Source organism: Rhodococcus sp. PAMC28707 (genome assembly GCF_004795915.1).
Classification (GTDB): Bacteria; Actinomycetota; Actinomycetes; order Mycobacteriales; family Mycobacteriaceae; genus Rhodococcoides.
In genome coordinates this window covers 1,020,537-1,038,281 of sequence record NZ_CP039253.1, presented here as the reverse complement: position 1 = coordinate 1,038,281, position 17,745 = coordinate 1,020,537, and the positions used below count along the sequence as shown (strand labels likewise).

19 protein-coding genes are annotated in these 17,745 nt (G+C 61.3%); 10 read left to right on the top strand and 9 right to left on the bottom strand.

What is annotated here, in order from left to right:
* Window positions 1-3: 3 nt before the first annotated feature.
* Genes E5720_RS04555 through E5720_RS04540 form a run of 4 tightly spaced genes read left to right on the top strand, consistent with a single transcriptional unit; the run spans window position 4 to window position 4,476 of the window.
* Window positions 4-2,016, top strand: coding sequence for a biotin carboxylase N-terminal domain-containing protein (locus tag E5720_RS04555; protein WP_136169646.1), 2,013 nt, complete (start codon window positions 4-6; stop codon window positions 2,014-2,016).
* Window positions 2,013-3,179: an acyl-CoA dehydrogenase family protein gene (locus tag E5720_RS04550; protein WP_136169645.1), complete on the top strand. Its 1,167-nt coding sequence runs from the start codon at window positions 2,013-2,015 to the stop codon at window positions 3,177-3,179. Before E5720_RS04555 ends, E5720_RS04550 begins: the two co-directional genes overlap by 4 nt.
* A complete protein-coding gene (locus E5720_RS04545; protein ID WP_088944926.1) occupies window positions 3,176-3,664 on the top strand; it encodes a MaoC family dehydratase in 489 nt (162 codons plus the stop codon). The genes E5720_RS04550 and E5720_RS04545 overlap by 4 nt, the downstream gene beginning before the upstream one ends.
* The gene (locus E5720_RS04540) at window positions 3,661-4,476 is read left to right on the top strand and encodes a CoA ester lyase (RefSeq protein ID WP_136169644.1); all 816 of its coding nucleotides are present in this window, start codon (window positions 3,661-3,663) and stop codon (window positions 4,474-4,476) included. Before E5720_RS04545 ends, E5720_RS04540 begins: the two co-directional genes overlap by 4 nt.
* An 87-nt stretch (window positions 4,477-4,563) precedes the next feature.
* Here E5720_RS04540 and E5720_RS21580 read toward each other — a convergent pair whose 3' ends face one another.
* The 5 genes from E5720_RS21580 to speB form a co-directional block, all read right to left on the bottom strand.
* Window positions 4,564-4,719 (bottom strand): DUF6131 family protein, encoded by a 156-nt coding sequence (locus E5720_RS21580; protein WP_168708278.1) that lies wholly within the window; start codon window positions 4,717-4,719, stop codon window positions 4,564-4,566.
* Between the two features lie 334 nt (window positions 4,720-5,053).
* Entirely contained in the window at window positions 5,054-5,602 is a 549-nt protein-coding gene (locus E5720_RS04535; RefSeq protein WP_136169643.1) for a DNA starvation/stationary phase protection protein, read from the bottom strand.
* Between the two features lie 113 nt (window positions 5,603-5,715).
* On the bottom strand, window positions 5,716-6,681 hold the full coding sequence (locus E5720_RS04530) for a TerC family protein (protein WP_136169642.1): 966 nt from the start codon (window positions 6,679-6,681) through the stop codon (window positions 5,716-5,718).
* Between the two features lie 193 nt (window positions 6,682-6,874).
* Window positions 6,875-8,071, bottom strand: coding sequence for a helix-turn-helix domain-containing protein (locus E5720_RS04525; protein WP_136169641.1), 1,197 nt, complete (start codon window positions 8,069-8,071; stop codon window positions 6,875-6,877).
* A 29-nt stretch (window positions 8,072-8,100) separates the two neighbouring features.
* Window positions 8,101-9,051, bottom strand: a complete 951-nt coding sequence (speB, locus tag E5720_RS04520; RefSeq protein ID WP_136169640.1) for an agmatinase — start codon at window positions 9,049-9,051, stop codon at window positions 8,101-8,103.
* 156 nt (window positions 9,052-9,207) lie between these two features.
* Here speB and E5720_RS04515 point away from each other — a divergent pair, with 156 nt between their 5' ends.
* Together E5720_RS04515 and E5720_RS04510 are read left to right on the top strand one after the other, a co-directional pair.
* The gene (locus E5720_RS04515) at window positions 9,208-10,020 is read left to right on the top strand and encodes a carbon-nitrogen hydrolase family protein (RefSeq protein WP_136169639.1); all 813 of its coding nucleotides are present in this window, start codon (window positions 9,208-9,210) and stop codon (window positions 10,018-10,020) included.
* On the top strand, window positions 10,017-11,708 hold the full coding sequence (locus E5720_RS04510) for an NAD(P)/FAD-dependent oxidoreductase (protein WP_136169638.1): 1,692 nt from the start codon (window positions 10,017-10,019) through the stop codon (window positions 11,706-11,708). Before E5720_RS04515 ends, E5720_RS04510 begins: the two co-directional genes overlap by 4 nt.
* A 17-nt stretch (window positions 11,709-11,725) precedes the next feature.
* Here the strand turns inward: E5720_RS04510 and E5720_RS04505 are convergent, their stop codons facing one another.
* Both E5720_RS04505 and E5720_RS04500 read right to left on the bottom strand, forming a co-directional pair.
* Window positions 11,726-12,205 (bottom strand): Lrp/AsnC family transcriptional regulator, encoded by a 480-nt coding sequence (locus tag E5720_RS04505; RefSeq protein WP_136169637.1) that lies wholly within the window; start codon window positions 12,203-12,205, stop codon window positions 11,726-11,728.
* Between the two features lie 48 nt (window positions 12,206-12,253).
* The gene (locus E5720_RS04500) at window positions 12,254-13,414 is read right to left on the bottom strand and encodes an FAD-binding oxidoreductase (RefSeq protein ID WP_136169636.1); all 1,161 of its coding nucleotides are present in this window, start codon (window positions 13,412-13,414) and stop codon (window positions 12,254-12,256) included.
* Between the two features lie 84 nt (window positions 13,415-13,498).
* Between E5720_RS04500 and E5720_RS04495 the strand changes: the two genes are divergently transcribed.
* The gene (locus E5720_RS04495) at window positions 13,499-14,278 is read left to right on the top strand and encodes a tyrosine-protein phosphatase (protein ID WP_136169635.1); all 780 of its coding nucleotides are present in this window, start codon (window positions 13,499-13,501) and stop codon (window positions 14,276-14,278) included.
* A gap of 81 nt (window positions 14,279-14,359) precedes the next feature.
* The gene (locus E5720_RS04490; protein ID WP_136169634.1) at window positions 14,360-14,905 is read left to right on the top strand and encodes a peroxiredoxin; all 546 of its coding nucleotides are present in this window, start codon (window positions 14,360-14,362) and stop codon (window positions 14,903-14,905) included.
* On the opposite strand, the gene E5720_RS21575 is transcribed toward E5720_RS04490, so the two are convergent.
* The gene (locus E5720_RS21575; RefSeq protein WP_168708277.1) at window positions 14,888-15,025 is read right to left on the bottom strand and encodes a hypothetical protein; all 138 of its coding nucleotides are present in this window, start codon (window positions 15,023-15,025) and stop codon (window positions 14,888-14,890) included. The genes E5720_RS04490 and E5720_RS21575 overlap by 18 nt on opposite strands.
* A 116-nt stretch (window positions 15,026-15,141) precedes the next feature.
* On the opposite strand from E5720_RS21575, the gene E5720_RS04485 reads away from it, so the two are divergent.
* The gene (locus tag E5720_RS04485) at window positions 15,142-16,266 is read left to right on the top strand and encodes a class I SAM-dependent methyltransferase (RefSeq protein ID WP_136169633.1); all 1,125 of its coding nucleotides are present in this window, start codon (window positions 15,142-15,144) and stop codon (window positions 16,264-16,266) included.
* Window positions 16,267-16,270: 4 nt separating this feature from the next.
* Here E5720_RS04485 and E5720_RS04480 read toward each other — a convergent pair whose 3' ends face one another.
* Window positions 16,271-16,693, bottom strand: coding sequence for a hypothetical protein (locus E5720_RS04480; protein ID WP_186628957.1), 423 nt, complete (start codon window positions 16,691-16,693; stop codon window positions 16,271-16,273).
* Between the two features lie 188 nt (window positions 16,694-16,881).
* On the opposite strand from E5720_RS04480, the gene E5720_RS04475 reads away from it, so the two are divergent.
* A complete protein-coding gene (locus E5720_RS04475; protein WP_136169631.1) occupies window positions 16,882-17,730 on the top strand; it encodes a Bax inhibitor-1/YccA family protein in 849 nt (282 codons plus the stop codon).
* The last annotated feature ends 15 nt before the right edge of the window (window positions 17,731-17,745 follow it).

The window sequence follows — 17,745 nt, the reverse complement described above, 5'->3', positions numbered from 1 at the left end:
GTGATGACGAGACAGATCGACACAGTGCTGGTAGCCAATCGTGGCGAGATTGCGGTTCGCGTCATTCGAACGTTGCGGCGTATGGGTATTCGATCCGTTGCGGTGTTCAGTGACGCCGACGTGGATGCACGTCATGTCCGTGAAGCCGACACCGCGGTTCGCCTCGGCCCAGCCCCCGCACGTGAGAGCTACCTCGCGATCGACAAGGTCGTCGAAGCCGCGCACCGCACCGGAGCACAGGGCGTCCATCCGGGCTACGGATTTCTCTCGGAGAACGCCGAATTCGCTGCGGCCTGCGAGGCTGCCGGACTGGCATTCCTGGGCCCACCCGTTGCAGCAATCGAGGTGATGGGTGACAAGATCACGGCCAAGAATGCAGTGGCGGAGTTCGGTGTCCCGGTAGTGCCCGGTATCGCTCGCCCAGGACTCTCCGACGCGGACCTCCTCGATGCCGCCCAGGACATCGGCTATCCGATCCTGGTCAAGCCGTCGGCAGGCGGAGGCGGCAAGGGCATGCGACTGGTCGAGGAGGCAGGAGCGCTTGCCGATGCGTTGGCGAGTGCACGACGCGAAGCGGCCTCCTCGTTCGGTGACGACACACTGTTCCTCGAACGGTTCGTTCTGCGGCCTCGGCACATCGAAGTGCAGATACTCGCCGATCAGTTCGGACACGTCGTGCACCTCGGTGAGCGCGAGTGCAGTCTGCAGCGCAGGCACCAGAAGGTCGTGGAGGAAGCGCCTTCGCCGCTTCTGGACGAGGCAACACGAGAACGCATAGGGAAGGCGGCGTGCGACACCGCCCGCAGCGTCGACTACACGGGCGCGGGCACCGTGGAGTTCATCGTCTCGGCGGATCGCCCCGAAGAATTCTTCTTCATGGAGATGAATACCAGACTTCAAGTCGAGCATCCGGTGACGGAAATGGTCACCGGGCTGGATCTGGTCGAATGGCAGGTTCGAATCGCACGCGGTGAACCGCTTGCGATTCGGCAGGACGAGGTGACACTGACCGGTCATGCGATCGAAGCCCGCGTCTACGCCGAGGATCCCGGTCGAGGATTCCTGCCCACCGGAGGGACAGTCCTCTCGCTTCGGGAACCCTCACCCACTCCAGCAGTTCGCGTCGACTCGGGCCTGTCCGTCGGGTCCGTCGTCGGCAGTGACTACGACCCGATGTTGGCCAAGGTGATCGCGCACGGTCCTGATCGAGCTTCGGCGCTCGCTACCCTCGATCGCTCGCTTGCCGACACCGCCGCTTTGGGGATTGTCACCAATATCGCATTCCTTCGCTTCCTGTTGGCGGACAGCGATGTCGTCGAGGGAAGGCTCGATACCGGATTGCTCGATCGCAGGTTGGAGGACTACGAGGCAGAGCCTGCTCCGGACGAGATTCTCATGGTTGCGGGCGTCCATCTGTGGTCGTCACTGTGGACGTCGTCGAACCCTGCCCAACCATGGTCGGTCCCGAGCGGTTGGCGAATCGGTGGCCGAGCCCAGCCAGTAACCTATCGACTGTCATCGGGGACGCGGACCGTGCATGTGCATGTGAGCGGCACCTTGTCGGAGGCATGGGTCGCGGTCGACGACGGTGAATCGCAGCCGATGTCGTTCGCTCCTGCCGAGGACGGCGACGTGGCCATGCTGCGCGGCGGAGTGCGATCACGCTTTCGGCTTGCCGACGACGACGCGACTGTCTGGGTGTCATCACCGGCCGGTACGTGGGCCATCACATCCGTCGAAGAGACCAGTGTCCGTGGTGAAGACAGCCACTCCGGAGATGCCGACATGACCAGTCCGATGCCGGGAACCGTCATTGCCGTAGGTGTATCGAGCGGTGACACCGTGGAGGCAGGCTCGGTGATCGTCGTCGTCGAGGCAATGAAAATGGAACATGCAATGACAACACCGATCGGTGGAACGGTGGAACTTCTTGTCGTAGTTGGGGAGCAGGTTCGTGTCGATCAACTTCTCGCCCGCGTGACCCCGAGAACCGAAGTGGAAGAAGGAAAGTCATGACCGATCACCTTGCTACCGGAAACCTTCCCGACGAGTATCAGCAGCTGATCGCGAGTGTCGCCGACTTCGCCACGTCGGTGGTGGCGCCGGTATCGGCCAAACACGATGCCGAGCACTCGTTTCCGTACGAGGTCGTTGCCGGCATGGCCGAGATGGGCTTGTTCGGCCTGCCGTTCCCGGAGGAATACGGCGGAATGGGGGGCGACTACTTTGCGCTCTGTCTTGCCCTCGAAGAGCTGGGGAAGGTGGATCAAAGTGTTGCCATCACGCTCGAGGCTGGAGTCTCCCTCGGCGCGATGCCGGTCTACCGCTTCGGTAACGACGAGCAGAAGCAGGAGTGGTTGCCCAAATTGACGAGCGGAAGCTCGCTCGCGGCCTTCGGGTTGACCGAACCCGGGGCAGGCAGCGACGCAGGGGGGACACGTACCACCGCGAAACTCGTCGGCGGCGAATGGATCATCAACGGCAGCAAACAGTTCATCACCAACTCGGGCACCGACATCACCGAACTGGTCACCGTCACCGCAGTGACCGGGGCCGACGAGGTGACCGGACGGAAGCAGATCTCATCGATCCTGGTTCCGACGTCTACGCCAGGGTTCGTGGCCGAGAAGGCGTACGACAAAGTCGGCTGGAACGCATCCGACACACATCCGTTGTCCTTCAACGACGTCCGGGTTCCGTACGAAAATCTATTGGGCCAACAGGGCCGCGGATACGCCAACTTTCTGCACATTCTCGACGAGGGACGCATCGCCATCGCCGCCCTGTCGGTAGGCGTTGCGCAAGGGTGTGTGGACGAAAGTGTCAAGTACTCCAAGGAACGAGAAGCTTTCGGTGGACCGATCGGACGAAATCAGGCCATCGCCTTCAAGATTGCTCGGATGGAAGTGCGAGCACACACAGCCCGTACAGCGTATTACGACGCGGCGGCGCTGATGTTGTCGGGAAAGCCTTTCAAGAAGCAGGCCTCGATCGCGAAATTGATTGCCTCAGAAGCAGCAATGGACAATGCGCGCGACGCTACGCAGATTCACGGGGGATACGGGTTCATGAACGAATACACTGTTGCCCGGCACTATCGTGACAGTAAGATTCTCGAGATCGGTGAAGGGACCACCGAAGTGCAGCTGATGCTGATCGCACGGGGGCTCGGACTATGACTACGGACAAGCGCGTCCGTCAGCGCGGGCTGTGGTTCGAGGAGATGGAGCTCGGCACCGTCTACGAACACCGGCCCGGCCGAACGGTCACCGAGGCCGACAACACCTTCTTCACCGCGCAGACGATGAATACCCAGGCGTTGCATCTCGACGCCGCCTTCAGCGAGGGCACAGCGTTCGGCGCACGACTGGTCAACTCGATGTTCACTCTCTCGACAGTCGTCGGCCTGTCGGTAGCGCAGCTGACGCAGGGCACGATCGTGGCCAACCTCGGTTTTTCCGAGGTGACGTTCCCGAAGCCGATGTTTCACGGGGACACGCTGTATGCGGAGACGCTCATCGTCGACAAGCGCGAATCGAAATCTCGCCCCGGAGAGGGCATCGTCACCTTCGCTCACACCGGACGCAACCAACACGGCGACGTCGTGGCGACGGCGGTCCGCAAGACTCTAGTCCGGCTCCGGCCCGCGGAGGACGCGTCGTGACGTGGGTGCCGCCGGGGCCTGGATGGTTGTTCTGTCCGGCGGATCGACCGGAACGTTACGAAAAGGCTGCGCAGAGGGCCGACGTCGTAATTCTCGATCTGGAGGACGCTGTAGCTGCCGGCGACAAGCCGAAAGCCAGGCAATCGTTGCTGTCCACCCCTCTCGACCCGGGGTTCACCGTCGTCCGAGTCAACGCGCACGGCACTGCCGATTTCGACCTTGATATGGCAGCACTCGCCCAGACGTCGTATCGCAGGGTAATGCTGCCCAAATGTGAAAGTTCTGCTCAGATCGATGCGGCCGCGCCGTACGAGGTGATTGCACTCGTCGAATCACCGCTCGGTGCCGTCGCTGTGTTCCACAGCCTCGGCGCAGGTAATTCGATCGGGGTGATGTGGGGTGCCGAGGACCTGATCGCAGCACTGGGCGGTAGGTCGAGCCGATTCCCTGACGGTACGTACCGCGATGTGGCACAGCATGTTCGGTCGACGACATTGCTTGCAGCCAAAGCGCGTGGTGTGTTCGCCCTCGATTCGGTGGTGCTCGATATCGGTGACATCGCTACCTTGACGGCCGAGTCGGAGGATGCCGTGGCCGTCGGATTCGACGGGAAGGTTGCTATTCATCCGTCGCAGTTACCGATAATTCGAGAGGCCTTTGCGCCTACTCAGGCAGAGATCGATTGGGCTGACCGGGTGGTTGCGGTTGCTGCCGATGAGCGCGGAGTATTTCGCTTCGAAGGGCAGATGGTCGATGCGCCGGTGTTGCGCCAGGCCGAGCAGATACGTCGTAGTCGAGGGTTGGTTCGCTGACGCGGACTCGAAGAGCTTTGTGAAAACGAACGAGGCCCCGCGCTGGTGCACGGGGCCTCGTCTGAGTGCAAGGGCACTACCTGGCGATCAATACCAGGTTTTGCGGCCGCCGATAGCGCGCCCGGTTGCACCGAGAATGGTGAGGACGGCACCGACGACGATCAGGATGATGCCGATCGTGGTGAGGATGCTGATCGACGTGAAAAAGCCGATGAGCGCGAGGATGATTCCCAGGACGATCACTGTTGTTCCTTCTTTCGAATTGGATTCTGCGTGCGGCATCAGATGATTGCGTTGATCGCCAACCACCTGAGAACTTACCCTGATGTCTCTTGGATCTACAGTGGCGGTAGATCTTTCGAACTTCTCACAAAGTCGAATTCAAGCCGACACCGCTCGGGCCCACGACGACATAGCCTTCTGGGTGTCATTGTTATGACACATGAAAGATGCCCGCGCAAGCGGTTCGCCACTGGCTGGACGAAAGACACGACGCTCCTCAGTGGAGCGTCGGGCAACTGATGTTACCCCGGATTATTCCGTCTCAAACTCGATCGGTGATTCAAAATGAATTCACTCAGCCCGCGTCTGCGGCAGCTTGCTTCTCGCTCGATGCGCCGCTTGTGGAAAGCTGTCCACCGGAGTTCTCCAGGTGCGCGCGAACAAACCAGTGGAAGAGTTCGAGTTGACCGCTTTGCCCGATCAGCAGGTCCTCGGTGACTGGATCTACCTTGCCGATCTCTTCGATTGCCTTGCGCGTGTCGGTGATGACACCGGTGTACACGAGGTCGAGTGCGCCGAGGTGTTCGATGGCTGTGGCCCGCCCGATCGAGTAGTCGTCCCATGAGCGCTGCTCGACGATGGTGCCCGGGGTGCCCTTCGCCGAGGATCCCAGTGTCGCAATGCGCTCGGCGACGTCATCGGCGAATCCGCGTACGGTTTCCACCTGCGGATCGAGCATCTCGTGGACGGAGATGAAGTTGGGACCCACGACATTCCAGTGAATGTGCTTGAGGGTCAGGTGCAGGTCGTTGTACGCATTCAGTCGATCCTGAAGCAATGCCGCGACGCGCGCTCCCTCGTCGGTGCTCATGCCGGGAACTGTGTATGAGTTCGATGTGGTCATGACGAACAACTACCCAGGACGAACCGGAGTGAAACACAGCTCCGAGAAGGTGGATCCGAAAACAAGGGGGTATCCGACCGGACCGGTCGGATACCCCCTTTGCCTTGCCCGTGTTACTTCTCGCCGGAAGCCATGTCGGAAGGCTCCTCCTTTGCCGGGCGCACGAAGCTGAGGATGATCGAGCCTGCCAACACCGCGATGATGACGGCGAGGCTGACCAGCGATGGAATCTCGGGGATCGAGGTGCTGATGACCTTGTGGCTGGCCTGCAAGATCAACTTGACCCCGATGAAACCGAGGATGATCGCCAAGCCCTTGGACAGGTAGTGGAACTTGTCCAAAAGGCCGGAGAGCAGGAAGTACAACGCGCGCAGTCCGAGAATCGCGAACGCATTCGACGAGTAGATGATGAACGGATCGTCGCTGACGGCAAGAACTGCAGGGACGCTGTCTACGGCAAAAACGAGGTCGGCAGCTTCGATGGCAACCACGACGGCCAACAACGGAGTGGCAATGCGCTTTCCTGCCTCCTTGACGAAGAACTTCGTCCCTGAGTACTCGTCTTGAACCGGGATGACCTTGCGCAACAGGCGAACCGCAAGCGAAGTGCTCGGATCATACGAATCGTCCTCTTCCTTCATCAGCTTCCACGCGCTGTAGAGCAGGATGGCTGCGAAGACGAACAAAACGACGGTGAACTTGCTGACGATTGCTACACCTGCGGCGAGGAAGATGCCGCGGAATACCAATGCGCCGATCACGCCGAAGAACAGAACGCGGTGCTGGTATTCCTTCGGAACTTTGAAGTAGCCGAAGATCAATGCGAATACGAAGAGGTTGTCCACGGACAAGCTTTTCTCGAGGAGCCAGGCCGTTGTGTATTCCACGCCTGCCGTCGTACCGAGAGTGGCGAAGACGACTCCGCCGAAGACGAGTGCGACACCGACCCACAATGCACTCCACCATGCAGCTTCCTTGAAGCCGATGACGTGTGCACCGCGATGCGCAAGCAAATCGATTGCGAGCAGGGTGAGCACGACCGCGGCAAACGCCGCCCATGCCCAGAGGGGAACGTTCATCGGCGGTAGTCCTTACTGGTGAATTGAGATAGCTTCTGGGTCAGGGATGCCATGGAATGGGCTCCTTGTCGCTTCGATTTCCTCTGCGGCAACTCTGTTTACCGCGACTACTCAAGTGTGCCTGTCATGAAAGCGGCATGCACCGTGCGATCGCGGACATGTTTGTCCAGTTCTTATTGCCGCAATCCGGCAACTAAGACTGTGAGGCGGTGCTGGTCGGCCAATCCAATAACTTCGCTCCGAATACCGCTGTCTGCAGTGCGAATCTCTCGCTCGGGTGGTTCACATCGTGGCCGGTCAGCTCGGCAACACGAGCTAGTCGGTAAGTGACCGCACGAACCGAGAGGTGCATCGACCTCGCCGTCATCGCGGAGTTACCCCCGGATTCGAAGTAGGCGAACAACGTGCGCAGAAGTGGTACGGCGCCGCCGCGCGCAGCCAGCAGGGGTGTCAGTACCGTCTCGACGAGATCGGTGATCGCGGGTCGGTCATCGAGCAACACTCGATACACCAGCAGGTCTCGCGCATCCAACACCGGTGTGTCGAGCCCGAGTTTGCCCGCCAGGTCGAGCGCGTCGAGTGCCTCGCGGTAGGAGGACGCCACCCCGGCAGCGCTCTGACCAGGACGTCCCACTCCCAAACGTTGAGTCCACCCATCGGTGCCGTGAACTTGGCCGACCGTGCTTCGGACACGTTCGGTCACCAGTTTCACCGCATGATGGTCGGGCGCCGCGAACACGACGACGAGACGGCCTTCCTTGCTGGCGACCAAGGTCTCGGTGTCACCTTTGCTCCCGGCGATCGCGCGCTCGACGTCGGTGATCATCGAAGCATCGTCGGTGAACGGGGACATCGCCTCTACGACCACGACAGCGTGTGGTCCGGTCAAGTCCAGTCCGAACGACTCCGCGCGACCCAGCACTCCTGAGATATCGGCGCTGCCCGAGAGCAGATCGTCGACGAACTCGCGTCGAGCGGACACCTCGGCACGCACCAACGCTCTACGAGCGAGCTGATACGCCTCCGCAAGCTCTGCCACCGCATCGTCGACGGCATGCAACATCACTTCACCGGCGGTCACGACGGCGCTGGGGTTCCCGGCGGCGTCCACCACTGCGGGGAGCTCGCGCCACAGGCGCCAGGCCGAGGACAAGTACAGGTCGAGCAACGCCCGTAGTGCGACGCCTTCCTTGGCGGCAGTATCACCATGAACCCGCAATGTGCGCAGCTGTCGACGTGTCAATGGACGTCCAACAGCGACGGCGTCGGTGAGTACCTCGAGGAAATTTCCGAGAAGTTCGGTGGACAAGCCACCCGCGTCGGCTGCGGCGAGGTCGGCAACCTGCTGGTACTTGCCGTCCGGGTCAGGTGCGTCCGATCGGGTGGGCATCGGTCTCATCGTATGCGCCTGGGGTGGCACTATCGATTCAGTGCCAGAACGGACAACAGTTCGTAGGCGACGTGTGCTGCGGCTATACCGGTGATCTCGGCGTGGTCGTAGGCAGGGGCGACCTCCACGATGTCTGCACCCACCACGTTCAGTCCTACGAGTCCACGCAACGTGTTCAATAGTTCTCGCGAGGTCATGCCCCCGGCCTCCGGGGTACCAGTTCCCGGTGCATGAGCCGGATCGAGAACGTCGATGTCCACCGAGACGTACACCGGACCGCCGTCGAGTCGCTGCCGCATCCGCTCGACGATGCTCGCGACCCCGTCGACCTCGTAGTCATCCGACCGGATCACCTGGAATCCGAGAACACGGTCGTCTTCGAGGTCTTGCTCGGCGTAGAGCGGTCCGCGGATGCCGATGTGCTGGGAGCGTTCGAGGTCGATGAGCCCCTCCTCGCTCGCGCGGCGAAACGGAGTGCCGTGGGTGTACGGGGCGCCGAAGTAGGTGTCCCACGTATCGAGGTGAGCATCGAAATGGAGCACGGCAACCATTCCGTGGTCGCGCGCGAGCGAACGCAGGATCGGGAGAGCGATCGTGTGATCGCCGCCGAGAGTCAGCACCGAAGAGCCGTCGGCGCGTAGATCGGTCACCGCCGACTCCACCGAATTCAGTGCCTCGGTGATATCGAACGGGTTGATGCCGATATCCCCGAAATCGGCGACCTGTTGTTCGGCGAACGGTGAGACTTTCAAGGCTGGGTTGTACGGCCGAAGCAATTTCGAGGCAGCGCGAATGTGACCGGGCCCGAAGCGCGCCCCCGGTCGATAGCTGACGCCCGAATCGAACGGAACCCCGAGAATTGTGACGTCGGCTCGAGAGACTTCGTCGAGCCGCGGTAGTCGCGCGAAAGTCGTCGGCTCGGCGAACCGCGGGACCTCTCTCGCATCGACCGGTCCGATCGGTGGCGTTTCGCTGCTCATAGGAAGCGCTTTCTGATAGTTCTTCAGTTACGTCCAGCGTCGTTGGTCGAATATTTGTCGATAGCGCTATGTTGCCCGGCCGTGCCTCGTTGGCGCACGATTATCGAACAAGCGCGCCTGCCCGCCGGACGCGAAACCTGCGGAAAGGACCAGCCGATGACTACCGAGGTACGAGTGTCGCTGTTTCAAGGCCCCGAACTGGCAGGCGACGTAGAGGCCAACCTCGCTGCCATATCGCGCGCGGCGATTGCCGCTGCGGACGCAGGAGCGTCGATGCTCGTCACTCCCGAGATGTCGACGACTGGCTACGACGTCGGACGTCTCGTAGAAGAACGTGCAGAGGCGGCAGACGGGCCGATCTTCGACGCCGTCGTCGAGATTGCCCGAAGCTCCGGTCTCGTTGTGGTGTACGGGTTTCCGGAACGAAGCGAGGAAGGAATCTACGATTCGGTACAGGTAGTGGGTAGCGACGGGGCCATCGTGTCTCGATATCGCAAGACGCATCTGTTCGGTGAGCTCGATCGTGGGCACTTCGTTCCAGGCGACGAACTGGTCGTGCAGTTTCACTTCGGCGGGCTGACCTGCGGACTTCTGACCTGTTACGACGTGGAATTCCCCGAAGCCGTTCGTGCGCACGCCGATGCAGGAACCGAATGGTTGATCGTCCCTACTGGGCTGATGCACCCGTTCGACATGGTTGCCACACACGTCGTGCCTACTCGGGCCTATGAAAGTCAGCTGTTCGTCACTTACGTGAATCGGTGCGGAATCGAGGGCGATCTGCAGTACTGCGGTCTCACCTGTGCCATAGCGCCCGACGGATCCGAACTCGGCCGTGCCGGCCGCGGGGAGGCGCTTCTCACGGTCGATATCGATCCCGGTGTACGTGCCACGTCGAGGGAGATCAATACCCACCTGGGCGACCGAAGACACGATCTTTACCCCCAGGATGGGATGAGTGGCAGATGACCACCCCCGTCAGCCCGGACAGCACCGTCGAGGACGAACACGAGTTACCGCTGACCATGTTCGGTCCGGACTTTCCGTTTGCATACGACGATTATCTGGCTCACCCGAACGGACTCGGCTCGGTGCCTGAATCGGCATATGGAACCGAGGTAGCAGTGATCGGCGGCGGCCTCGCGGGCATGGTCACCGCGTACGAGCTGATGAGAATCGGCCTGAAACCGATTGTCTACGAGTCGGATCAGATCGGCGGTCGCATGCGGTCGGTGAAGTTCGACGACCACCATGGAGTGGTGGCCGAGATGGGCGCGATGCGATTTCCTCCTTCGTCGACTGCGCTGTTCCACTATCTGGATGCAATGGGTCTGCACACCGAGCCGTTCCCCAATCCGCTTGCCGAGGTCACCCCGAGCACCGTGATCGACCTCAAGGGTGTCAGCTACTACGCGCGCAGTCTCGAAGACCTGCCCTCGGTGTTCGGCGAGGTTGCCCGAGCCTGGCAGCGCACTCTGGAGCAGTATGCCGAACTGATTCCCCTCCAGCGGGCGATCCGAGCGCGGGACACACACGAGATCAAGCGGCTGTGGAACGAGATCGTAGTGCGGTTGGACGATCAGACATTCTATGGGTTTCTGGCCGAGTCCGAGCACTTCGGATCATTTCGTCTGCGAGAACTGTTCGGGCAGGTCGGTTTCGGCACCGGCGGATGGGACACCGACTACCCCAACTCCATCCTGGAAATCCTTCGGGTCGTGGTGACCGCAGCGGACGACCACCATCGCGGCATCATCGGTGGCGCTCAACAATTACCCCAACGACTGTGGACAAGCGCGGCGCCCGCACCACACTCGGCGCACTGGCCGGTGGGCACCACGGTCGCGTCGCTGAACGAAGGGACGCCGAGTCCGCGCGTCACCGAGCTACGACGCGTCGCCGGTGGAACGGTGGTGCACGACAGTGAAGGGGGAGCCCGCACCTTCCCAGCGACAGTGGTGACTGCCCAGTCGTGGATGTTGCTCAGTAACATCGAATGTGACGACGATCTGCTTCCCATCGACCATTGGACGGCTGTCGAGCGGACGCATTACATGGGCTCGACCAAGGTGTTCGTGCTCGTGGACCGCCCGTTCTGGAAGGACAAGGACCCGCTCACCGGCCGCGACATCGTCAGTATGACGCTGACGGATCGGATGAGTCGGGGGACGTATCTGCTCGATCAGGGGGAGGGTAATCCGGGACTGATCTGCCTCTCGTACACCTGGTCGGACGATTCCCTGAAGTTGCTGGCGCTGGACCCGGTCGAGCGGATGAACATCATGCTTCGTTCGCTGGAGGGCATCTATCCGGGCGTGGACTTCCGAGGTCACATCATCGGCGATCCCGTCACTTTGTCGTGGGAGACCGAGCGGGACTTCATGGGAGCCTTCAAAGCGAACCTGCCCGGCCACTATCGATATCAGGAGCGATTGTTCTCGCATTTCCTGCAAGACGATTTCGACGAGCGGCATCGTGGGATCTTCTTGGCCGGAGACGACATTTCGTGGACCGCGGGGTGGGCCGAAGGTGCGATCCAGACTGCACTCAATGCGATGTGGGGAGTGGTGCATCATCTCGGCGGTGGAACAGCGAAAACAAACCCTGGCCCGGGAGATGTGTTCGGTGATATTGGGCCACTTCGGTTGGGGGACTGAAGAATAGGAAGAAGTGGTCAGCTGCGCGGCGTGGCGGCGGCGCGATTCAGTAGAGGCCGGGTCCGATACGGAATCAGTTCGCTCATGGCGATGGACATGTTGGTGCGTTCCACTCCCGGAATCTTCAATATCAGTCCGGCGACTCGGTACAGATCATCGGCATCGACCGCGGCTATTCGAATGTGCATGTCCGACGCGCCCGACAGACCGAATACCTCGAGTACCTCCTCGATGGTGCGGAGATGATCAGTGACCTCGGCGAGTTTGTGCTGGTCGACGCGGGTGGTCACGAAAGCCTGCAGTGCGTACCCGAGACTTCTCGGACGCACCCGATGATCGATGGAGGTGAGGGCGTCCTTCTCGTCCCAGCGGGTCAACCGAGCTTGCACGGTGTTCCGCGAGATTCCTAGATCTCCCGCGAGTTCTACGCCTGTGGCCCGTGGGCGATCGCACAAAGCGAGCAACAAACGGGCATCCGTTCTGTCCAGATCGGTCATGCAGTCCACGATATGCGGAGTCCACGACGTGCGCGCCGAAAGGGGCGCTCAGGCATCTGGTATGGCAGCGAAGTCGCGACCAGGGGCGAGATCAGCGGCGGCCAGACCGCGATCGACGACGTCGGACGGCAGATCCGTTCCTCTGATCAGTGCAGCTCCGACACGAGAAAGTGCCGAAGACGTCTGGATGCCGTAACCGCCTTGACCCGCACACCAGAAGAAACCGTCGACCTGCGGGTCGAATCCGACTACCGGCGTCCGATCCGCGACGAAGCTGCGAAGACCAGCCCAGGACGATCGCACGTGGCGGGCGGTCAGAGTCGTGGTCTCGTGTATGGCGTCGAGGGCGCGGGCGATTTCGAGTTCGTCCGGCCGTGCATCGCCGGGTTCCACCGGTGTTTCGTCGGCGGGCGAGCAGAGCAGCTGAGCACCCTCGGGCTTGAGATAGAAGGATTCGTCGATGTCGCTGAGCGTGGGGAGCGCGTTCGTATCCATCTCCTCCGGGGCACCGATCATGAAGATCGTTCGACGTAGTGGCCGTAGTCCCGATGGCTGCGCTCCGGCAAGGGTGGCGACCGAATCTGCCCAGGCTCCAGCAGCATTCACGACGATCTCGGCCCGACGCACTGTCCCGTCGCGCGAAGTCACGTGCCAGATCCCTTCGCGGCGTTGCAGGTTCACGACGCCGCTGTCGGTCTCGACATGGCCACCGCGCTTGCGCAGGCCGCGGACGAAACCCTGGTGCAGGGCATGCACGTCGATCTCCATCGAACCAGGCTCGTGAAGTGCGAGATCGACGTGATCAGCCCGTAGCGGTGGGAACAGATCGTGGGCGTCACGAGAAGAAACGAGTTGCGCGTTCGGTGTCAGCGATCGGACTTGTTCGAACATGGACTCGAGGGCCGCACCGCGCCCGCGTGCAGCGAACTGCAGTAACGGACGAGGAGAAAGCAGTTCACTTTCGAAATGCATCGGCGGCTCGAGGAGGAAAGCTCTGCTCGCGCTCGTCAACGCTCGAATCGTCTTGTTGCCGTAGGTTTCGAGGAACAATGCGGCCGAACGTCCAGTGGTATGGAATGCGAGCGTCGACTCCTGTTCGAGTAGACACACCGTACGGTCCGACGCGAGTTCACAGCCGATCGATCCGCCGCCGATACCGCCCCCGATGATGATTACGTCGTAGGTCCGGACCTCGGAGTTCGATGCCATACCTGCTGACGCTACCGCCCGACCGAGTTCCACGCCCGGACTGACCGAATGTGACCGGTCCGAGGTATTGGTTAGGGTCGTGGAATGCGAGAAGCGAGTACGAACGATCAGTTTCAGCTGTCGGGCGCATGGAACTTTCGGGACGTCGGAGGGGCACGGACAGCAGATGGCCTCGAGGTGCGTCGCGGATTGCTCTACCGATCATCGGAACTGACTCGGCTCGACGCTCGTGGACACGAAGAGCTGACCCGGCTCGACGTGAAGCAGGTCTTCGACCTGCGGGGTGAGACGGAGATCGAGAGAAGCGGAACCGACCGCGTTCCAGACAGCGTTCGTGTCCACAACGTTCCCTACGACAACCACAAGGGCGAAAGAGCCCCACATGAGTCGAGAATCACTGCGAGCGAGGATGCCCAACTCGACTACATGATGCGTGCCTATACCTCCTATGCGTCGCTCGAGGGCGCGCGGATTGCCATACGGAGGGTGGTCACGGCGCTGGGAACCGGCGAAGGACCGGTGCTGGTGCATTGCGCCGCAGGCAAGGATCGGGCCGGTTGGACTATTGCGACGGTGCTGCGCGCTGCCGGTGTGGAAGACGCGCACATCCTCGCCGACTATCTACGCAGCAATGCCGCTGTCGATTCCTTACGTGCTCACATGCAGGCGAGAGTGGCAGCTCGCGAAGGCAGTGCACCGATCGAATTGTCCGATGCTCTTCTCGGGGTGACAGAGCGGTACTACAGGCACGGGCTGGAGGCCGTCGAGCAAGTACACGGATCGTTCGATGGATATCTCGACGCGATCGGAATCGACGGAGACGACCTCCTCAGACTCCGATCGACGTTGCTCGTCGGAGCTTGAAGTGCAGTTTCAACCACCCTCGAATTGAATTTCGTACTGCTTCTCGACCGGTCCGCCGGGAGGTCACGTAGCCTCGTTGACATGCGTACTGGCGATATCGCGCCGGATTTTCGACTCCCAGACCATCTGGGCAACGTCCGGAGCTTGAGTAAACTGCTGGTAGACGGCCCGGTGGTGCTTTTTTTCTACCCTGCTGCGACCAGTCCCGTATGTACCGCAGAAGCATGTCATTTCAGAGACCTCGGTGGTGCATTCGAGTCGTTCAGCGCTCAGCGAGTCGGAATCAGCACCGACACCACCGGTAAGCAGTCACACTTTGCGCTGCAACGCTCGTTCGACTATCCGATGCTCGCCGATACCGACGGCGCGGTGGCGGAGCAATTCGGGGTGCGTCGCGGAGGGCCACTCGCAAGGCTGAGACGAAGGAAGGACATCGGTCGGGGAAGGTCACACTCGGCGCGCTCTTCGATGAACTCAACGCGATTTTCGATGATCCGTCAGTTGCTGTCGGTCAAGCGGACAACATTTGTGATCGACACGAATCAGGTGGTCAGGCTGGTGGTCAGGAGCGAACGCTCACATGTCCACGCTGACAAGGCCTTGGACTATCTACGCTATTTGTCCTGACGGGGTCTCGCCGCTGAACAGCGTGGTGTAGACAGCAGGCTTCTTGTTTTCGGCAGGTGCATCATCCGACGCGTCTTCCACGTGGCTGAACAGCGCTTCGATCTTTTTCGGTTGTTCCATTCGACGAGCATGCTCCCGATCCGCCGAAAATGCCATTCGGGCGCGCTGATGACATGTCGAAATTATTGACGTTCAACGTGTTTGGATATGCATTCCGGGGGTGAAACACTGGTCGGATGCACGAATTGGAATCCGTCCTCGCCGGCCTACGGCGATTTCCCGACACCGAAGCACCCAACCTCTTTGCCGTAGATCCCACAGATCGCCTGTTGCTCGACTCGGTACCTGCTGCGCTGCAGGTGGGCCCCGGCGTGCAGATTGCGGTTGTCGGTGACCGCTACGGCGCTCTGACTCTCGGCGCCGCTGTGCAGTTCGGCGCCACCGGAATTCGAGTACATCAGGACTCCTCGACCAGCGAGGCAGCCTTGGCACGTAATGCCGCAGCGGTAGGACTGTCGGAGGTGTACGGCAACTTCTCGCTGGGTGGGGACCTCCTGCAGGCTGCTGATGTCGTCCTGTTGCAACTGCCCCGCAGTATCGCCGAGCTGACCGAGGTGATCGAAGTCATCGCTGCATACGCGCCGAACGACGTGCTGGTCCTTGCCGGTGGTCGCGACAAGCACATGTTCCCGGCGATGAACGACATCCTGCGCAAGAATTTCGAGACGTTCAGCGCGGGGCGGGGCAGGCAGAAGTCGCGGGTGTTGTCCGCGGCGACACCGATCCGTTCGGCGTTGCGTACGTACCCGGTCACGCAGACGTTGGAAGATATCGGCCTGACGGTGGTTGCCCACGGTGCTGTGTTCGCTGGGTCCACGCTCGACATCGGAACACGTTTCCTGCTCGAGCACGAGAGAAAAATGAAGCGTGATGCGCAAGTTGTCGTCGATCTCGGTTGTGGCACAGGAATTGTCGCGTGCATGCTCGCGCGTGAGCGCGAGGGAGTTCGCGTGCTGGCCACCGATCGCTCGACGGCGGCCGTCGATTCCGCCCGCGCGACGGCCGAGGCGAACGGTCTTGCCGTGGAGGTCCTTCGGGACGACGCCATGGCAACGCTGGAAGACGATTCGGTGGACCTCATCGTATGCAACCCGCCCTTTCACGAGGGCGCGGCGGTGCACACCGGTGGGGCCGAGAAGCTCTTCGCCGCAGCCGGTCGGGTTCTGCGGCCCGGCGGTGAGTTGTGGACCGTATACAACTGGCACTTGAACTATCGGGCTGCGCTCGCGAAGGCTGTCGGGCCGACCGAAGTGAGGGGTAAGAACAAGAAGTTCACTGTCACTCGGTCGACCGTCGCCTGACCGGCTAGGTGACGGGGCCGCCGTCTTCGGGGGTCCCGTCGATCTGACCGCGATTACGCCCGCGATCCTCGATCAAGGTTCCTTCGACGATCTCGGCCTGTCGCTGACCGTCCGCGTAGTCGATATCGGGATCCTCGTCGGATTCGAGGATCACATGGTCGACCAGTTCCTCGGTCAACTCTGCGTCGGGAGTCTCGGCAACCGAACGTGCCTCGGATTCCAGCGCGATGTCCGGTTCTTCTTCGCTCAGCTTCTCCTCCAAGCTCTCACCCTCGAGAGCTTCTTCGGCGGTGGTCCCGAACTTGTCTGCCTCACTCCAGTGGTCCGGTGCGTCCACGACCGTGTCGCCGTCGTCGTTGCGCAGTTCGTCCGAGTCCAAGCTTTCGCTCTGATCGAGGGTCTGTCCGGGTCCGTCTTCGATGCTCATGCACTCCATACTGCACGGCTGAATTTTCTGCTTGTGTGAGCGACCCACCGTGCGGGCCGGTAAAGTCCGAATTGTCCGAACGTATCGGGTCCGACTGGGAACTTTTGTCCGGATGTGGAACGTTCTTCATATAAGTGCCCGGGGACTTCCTCGCGGTCTGCTCGATACGACGAAGGGAAAGAGACACGGTGCGCACCTCCAGCAACCCGGTGTTCCGCAACCTGCCCAAGCAGGAGGGCGGCGGATACGCCACTTTCGGCACTGCGACGGCTGGTGCCTCGCAGGCCACACAGCAGTTCGGGCAGCAGGGTACGCAGCCTGAGCCGTATCGGACGGGTCCCACCACACGGGCGATGACGATCGACGATGTCGTCACCAAGACGGGCATCACGCTCGGTGTGCTGTCGATCACCGCGATCATCTCGTACCTGCTCGTCGACAGCAACACCGACCTGGCCGCACCGTTCGTCATCGGTGGCGGACTCGTCGGTCTCGGCCTCGTGTTGTTCGCGACGTTCGGCCGCAAAATGGACAACAAGGCCATCGTGCTGGCCTACGCGGTAGCCGAGGGTTTCTTCCTTGGTGCGTTGTCCTTCATGTTCACGAGTATCGAATTCGGGGGTGTGGGCGGTAGCACCCTCATCGCCCAGGCGGTCCTCGGGACGTTCGGCGTCTTCTTCGGCATGCTGGTGGTCTACAAGACCGGCGCTATCCGGGTCACCCCGCGATTGACGCGGATGATCGTCGGCGCTCTCATCGGCGTCGTAGTGCTGGCGTTGGGCAACCTGGTGGCAAGCTTCTTCACCGCAGGCGGACTGGGTCTGCGCGACGGTGGCACTGTTGCCATCATCTTCAGCCTCGTCTGCATCGGTATTGCGGCCTTCAGCTTCCTGCTCGATTTCGATCAGGCCGACCAGTTGATCCGCGCGCAGGCTCCTGAGAAGGCAGCCTGGGGCGTAGCTCTCGGACTGACCATCACCTTGGTCTGGCTCTACGTCGAAATCTTGCGTCTGCTGAGCTACTTCAACAGCGACTAGTACCGACGAGAACGG

Coding starts and splice junctions, on each gene's coding strand:
- E5720_RS04530 (WP_136169642.1), bottom strand. CDS start 6,681: ATGAACGTTCCCCTCTGGGCATGGGCGGCGTTTGCCGCGGTCGTGCTC.
- E5720_RS04535 (WP_136169643.1), bottom strand. CDS start 5,602: ATGACCACATCGAACTCATACACAGTTCCCGGCATGAGCACCGACGAG.
- E5720_RS04505 (WP_136169637.1), bottom strand. CDS start 12,205: ATGACCGATCTGGACAGAACGGATGCCCGTTTGTTGCTCGCTTTGTGC.
- E5720_RS21575 (WP_168708277.1), bottom strand. CDS start 15,025: ATGGAACAACCGAAAAAGATCGAAGCGCTGTTCAGCCACGTGGAAGAC.
- E5720_RS04510 (WP_136169638.1), top strand. CDS start 10,017: ATGACCACCCCCGTCAGCCCGGACAGCACCGTCGAGGACGAACACGAG.
- E5720_RS04500 (WP_136169636.1), bottom strand. CDS start 13,414: ATGGCATCGAACTCCGAGGTCCGGACCTACGACGTAATCATCATCGGG.
- E5720_RS04550 (WP_136169645.1), top strand. CDS start 2,013: ATGACCGATCACCTTGCTACCGGAAACCTTCCCGACGAGTATCAGCAG.
- E5720_RS04490 (WP_136169634.1), top strand. CDS start 14,360: ATGCGTACTGGCGATATCGCGCCGGATTTTCGACTCCCAGACCATCTG.
- E5720_RS04480 (WP_186628957.1), bottom strand. CDS start 16,693: ATGAGCATCGAAGACGGACCCGGACAGACCCTCGATCAGAGCGAAAGC.
- E5720_RS04545 (WP_088944926.1), top strand. CDS start 3,176: ATGACTACGGACAAGCGCGTCCGTCAGCGCGGGCTGTGGTTCGAGGAG.
- E5720_RS04525 (WP_136169641.1), bottom strand. CDS start 8,071: ATGCCCACCCGATCGGACGCACCTGACCCGGACGGCAAGTACCAGCAG.
- E5720_RS04485 (WP_136169633.1), top strand. CDS start 15,142: ATGCACGAATTGGAATCCGTCCTCGCCGGCCTACGGCGATTTCCCGAC.
- E5720_RS04495 (WP_136169635.1), top strand. CDS start 13,499: ATGCGAGAAGCGAGTACGAACGATCAGTTTCAGCTGTCGGGCGCATGG.
- E5720_RS04555 (WP_136169646.1), top strand. CDS start 4: ATGACGAGACAGATCGACACAGTGCTGGTAGCCAATCGTGGCGAGATT.
- speB (WP_136169640.1), bottom strand. CDS start 9,051: ATGAGCAGCGAAACGCCACCGATCGGACCGGTCGATGCGAGAGAGGTC.
- E5720_RS04515 (WP_136169639.1), top strand. CDS start 9,208: ATGACTACCGAGGTACGAGTGTCGCTGTTTCAAGGCCCCGAACTGGCA.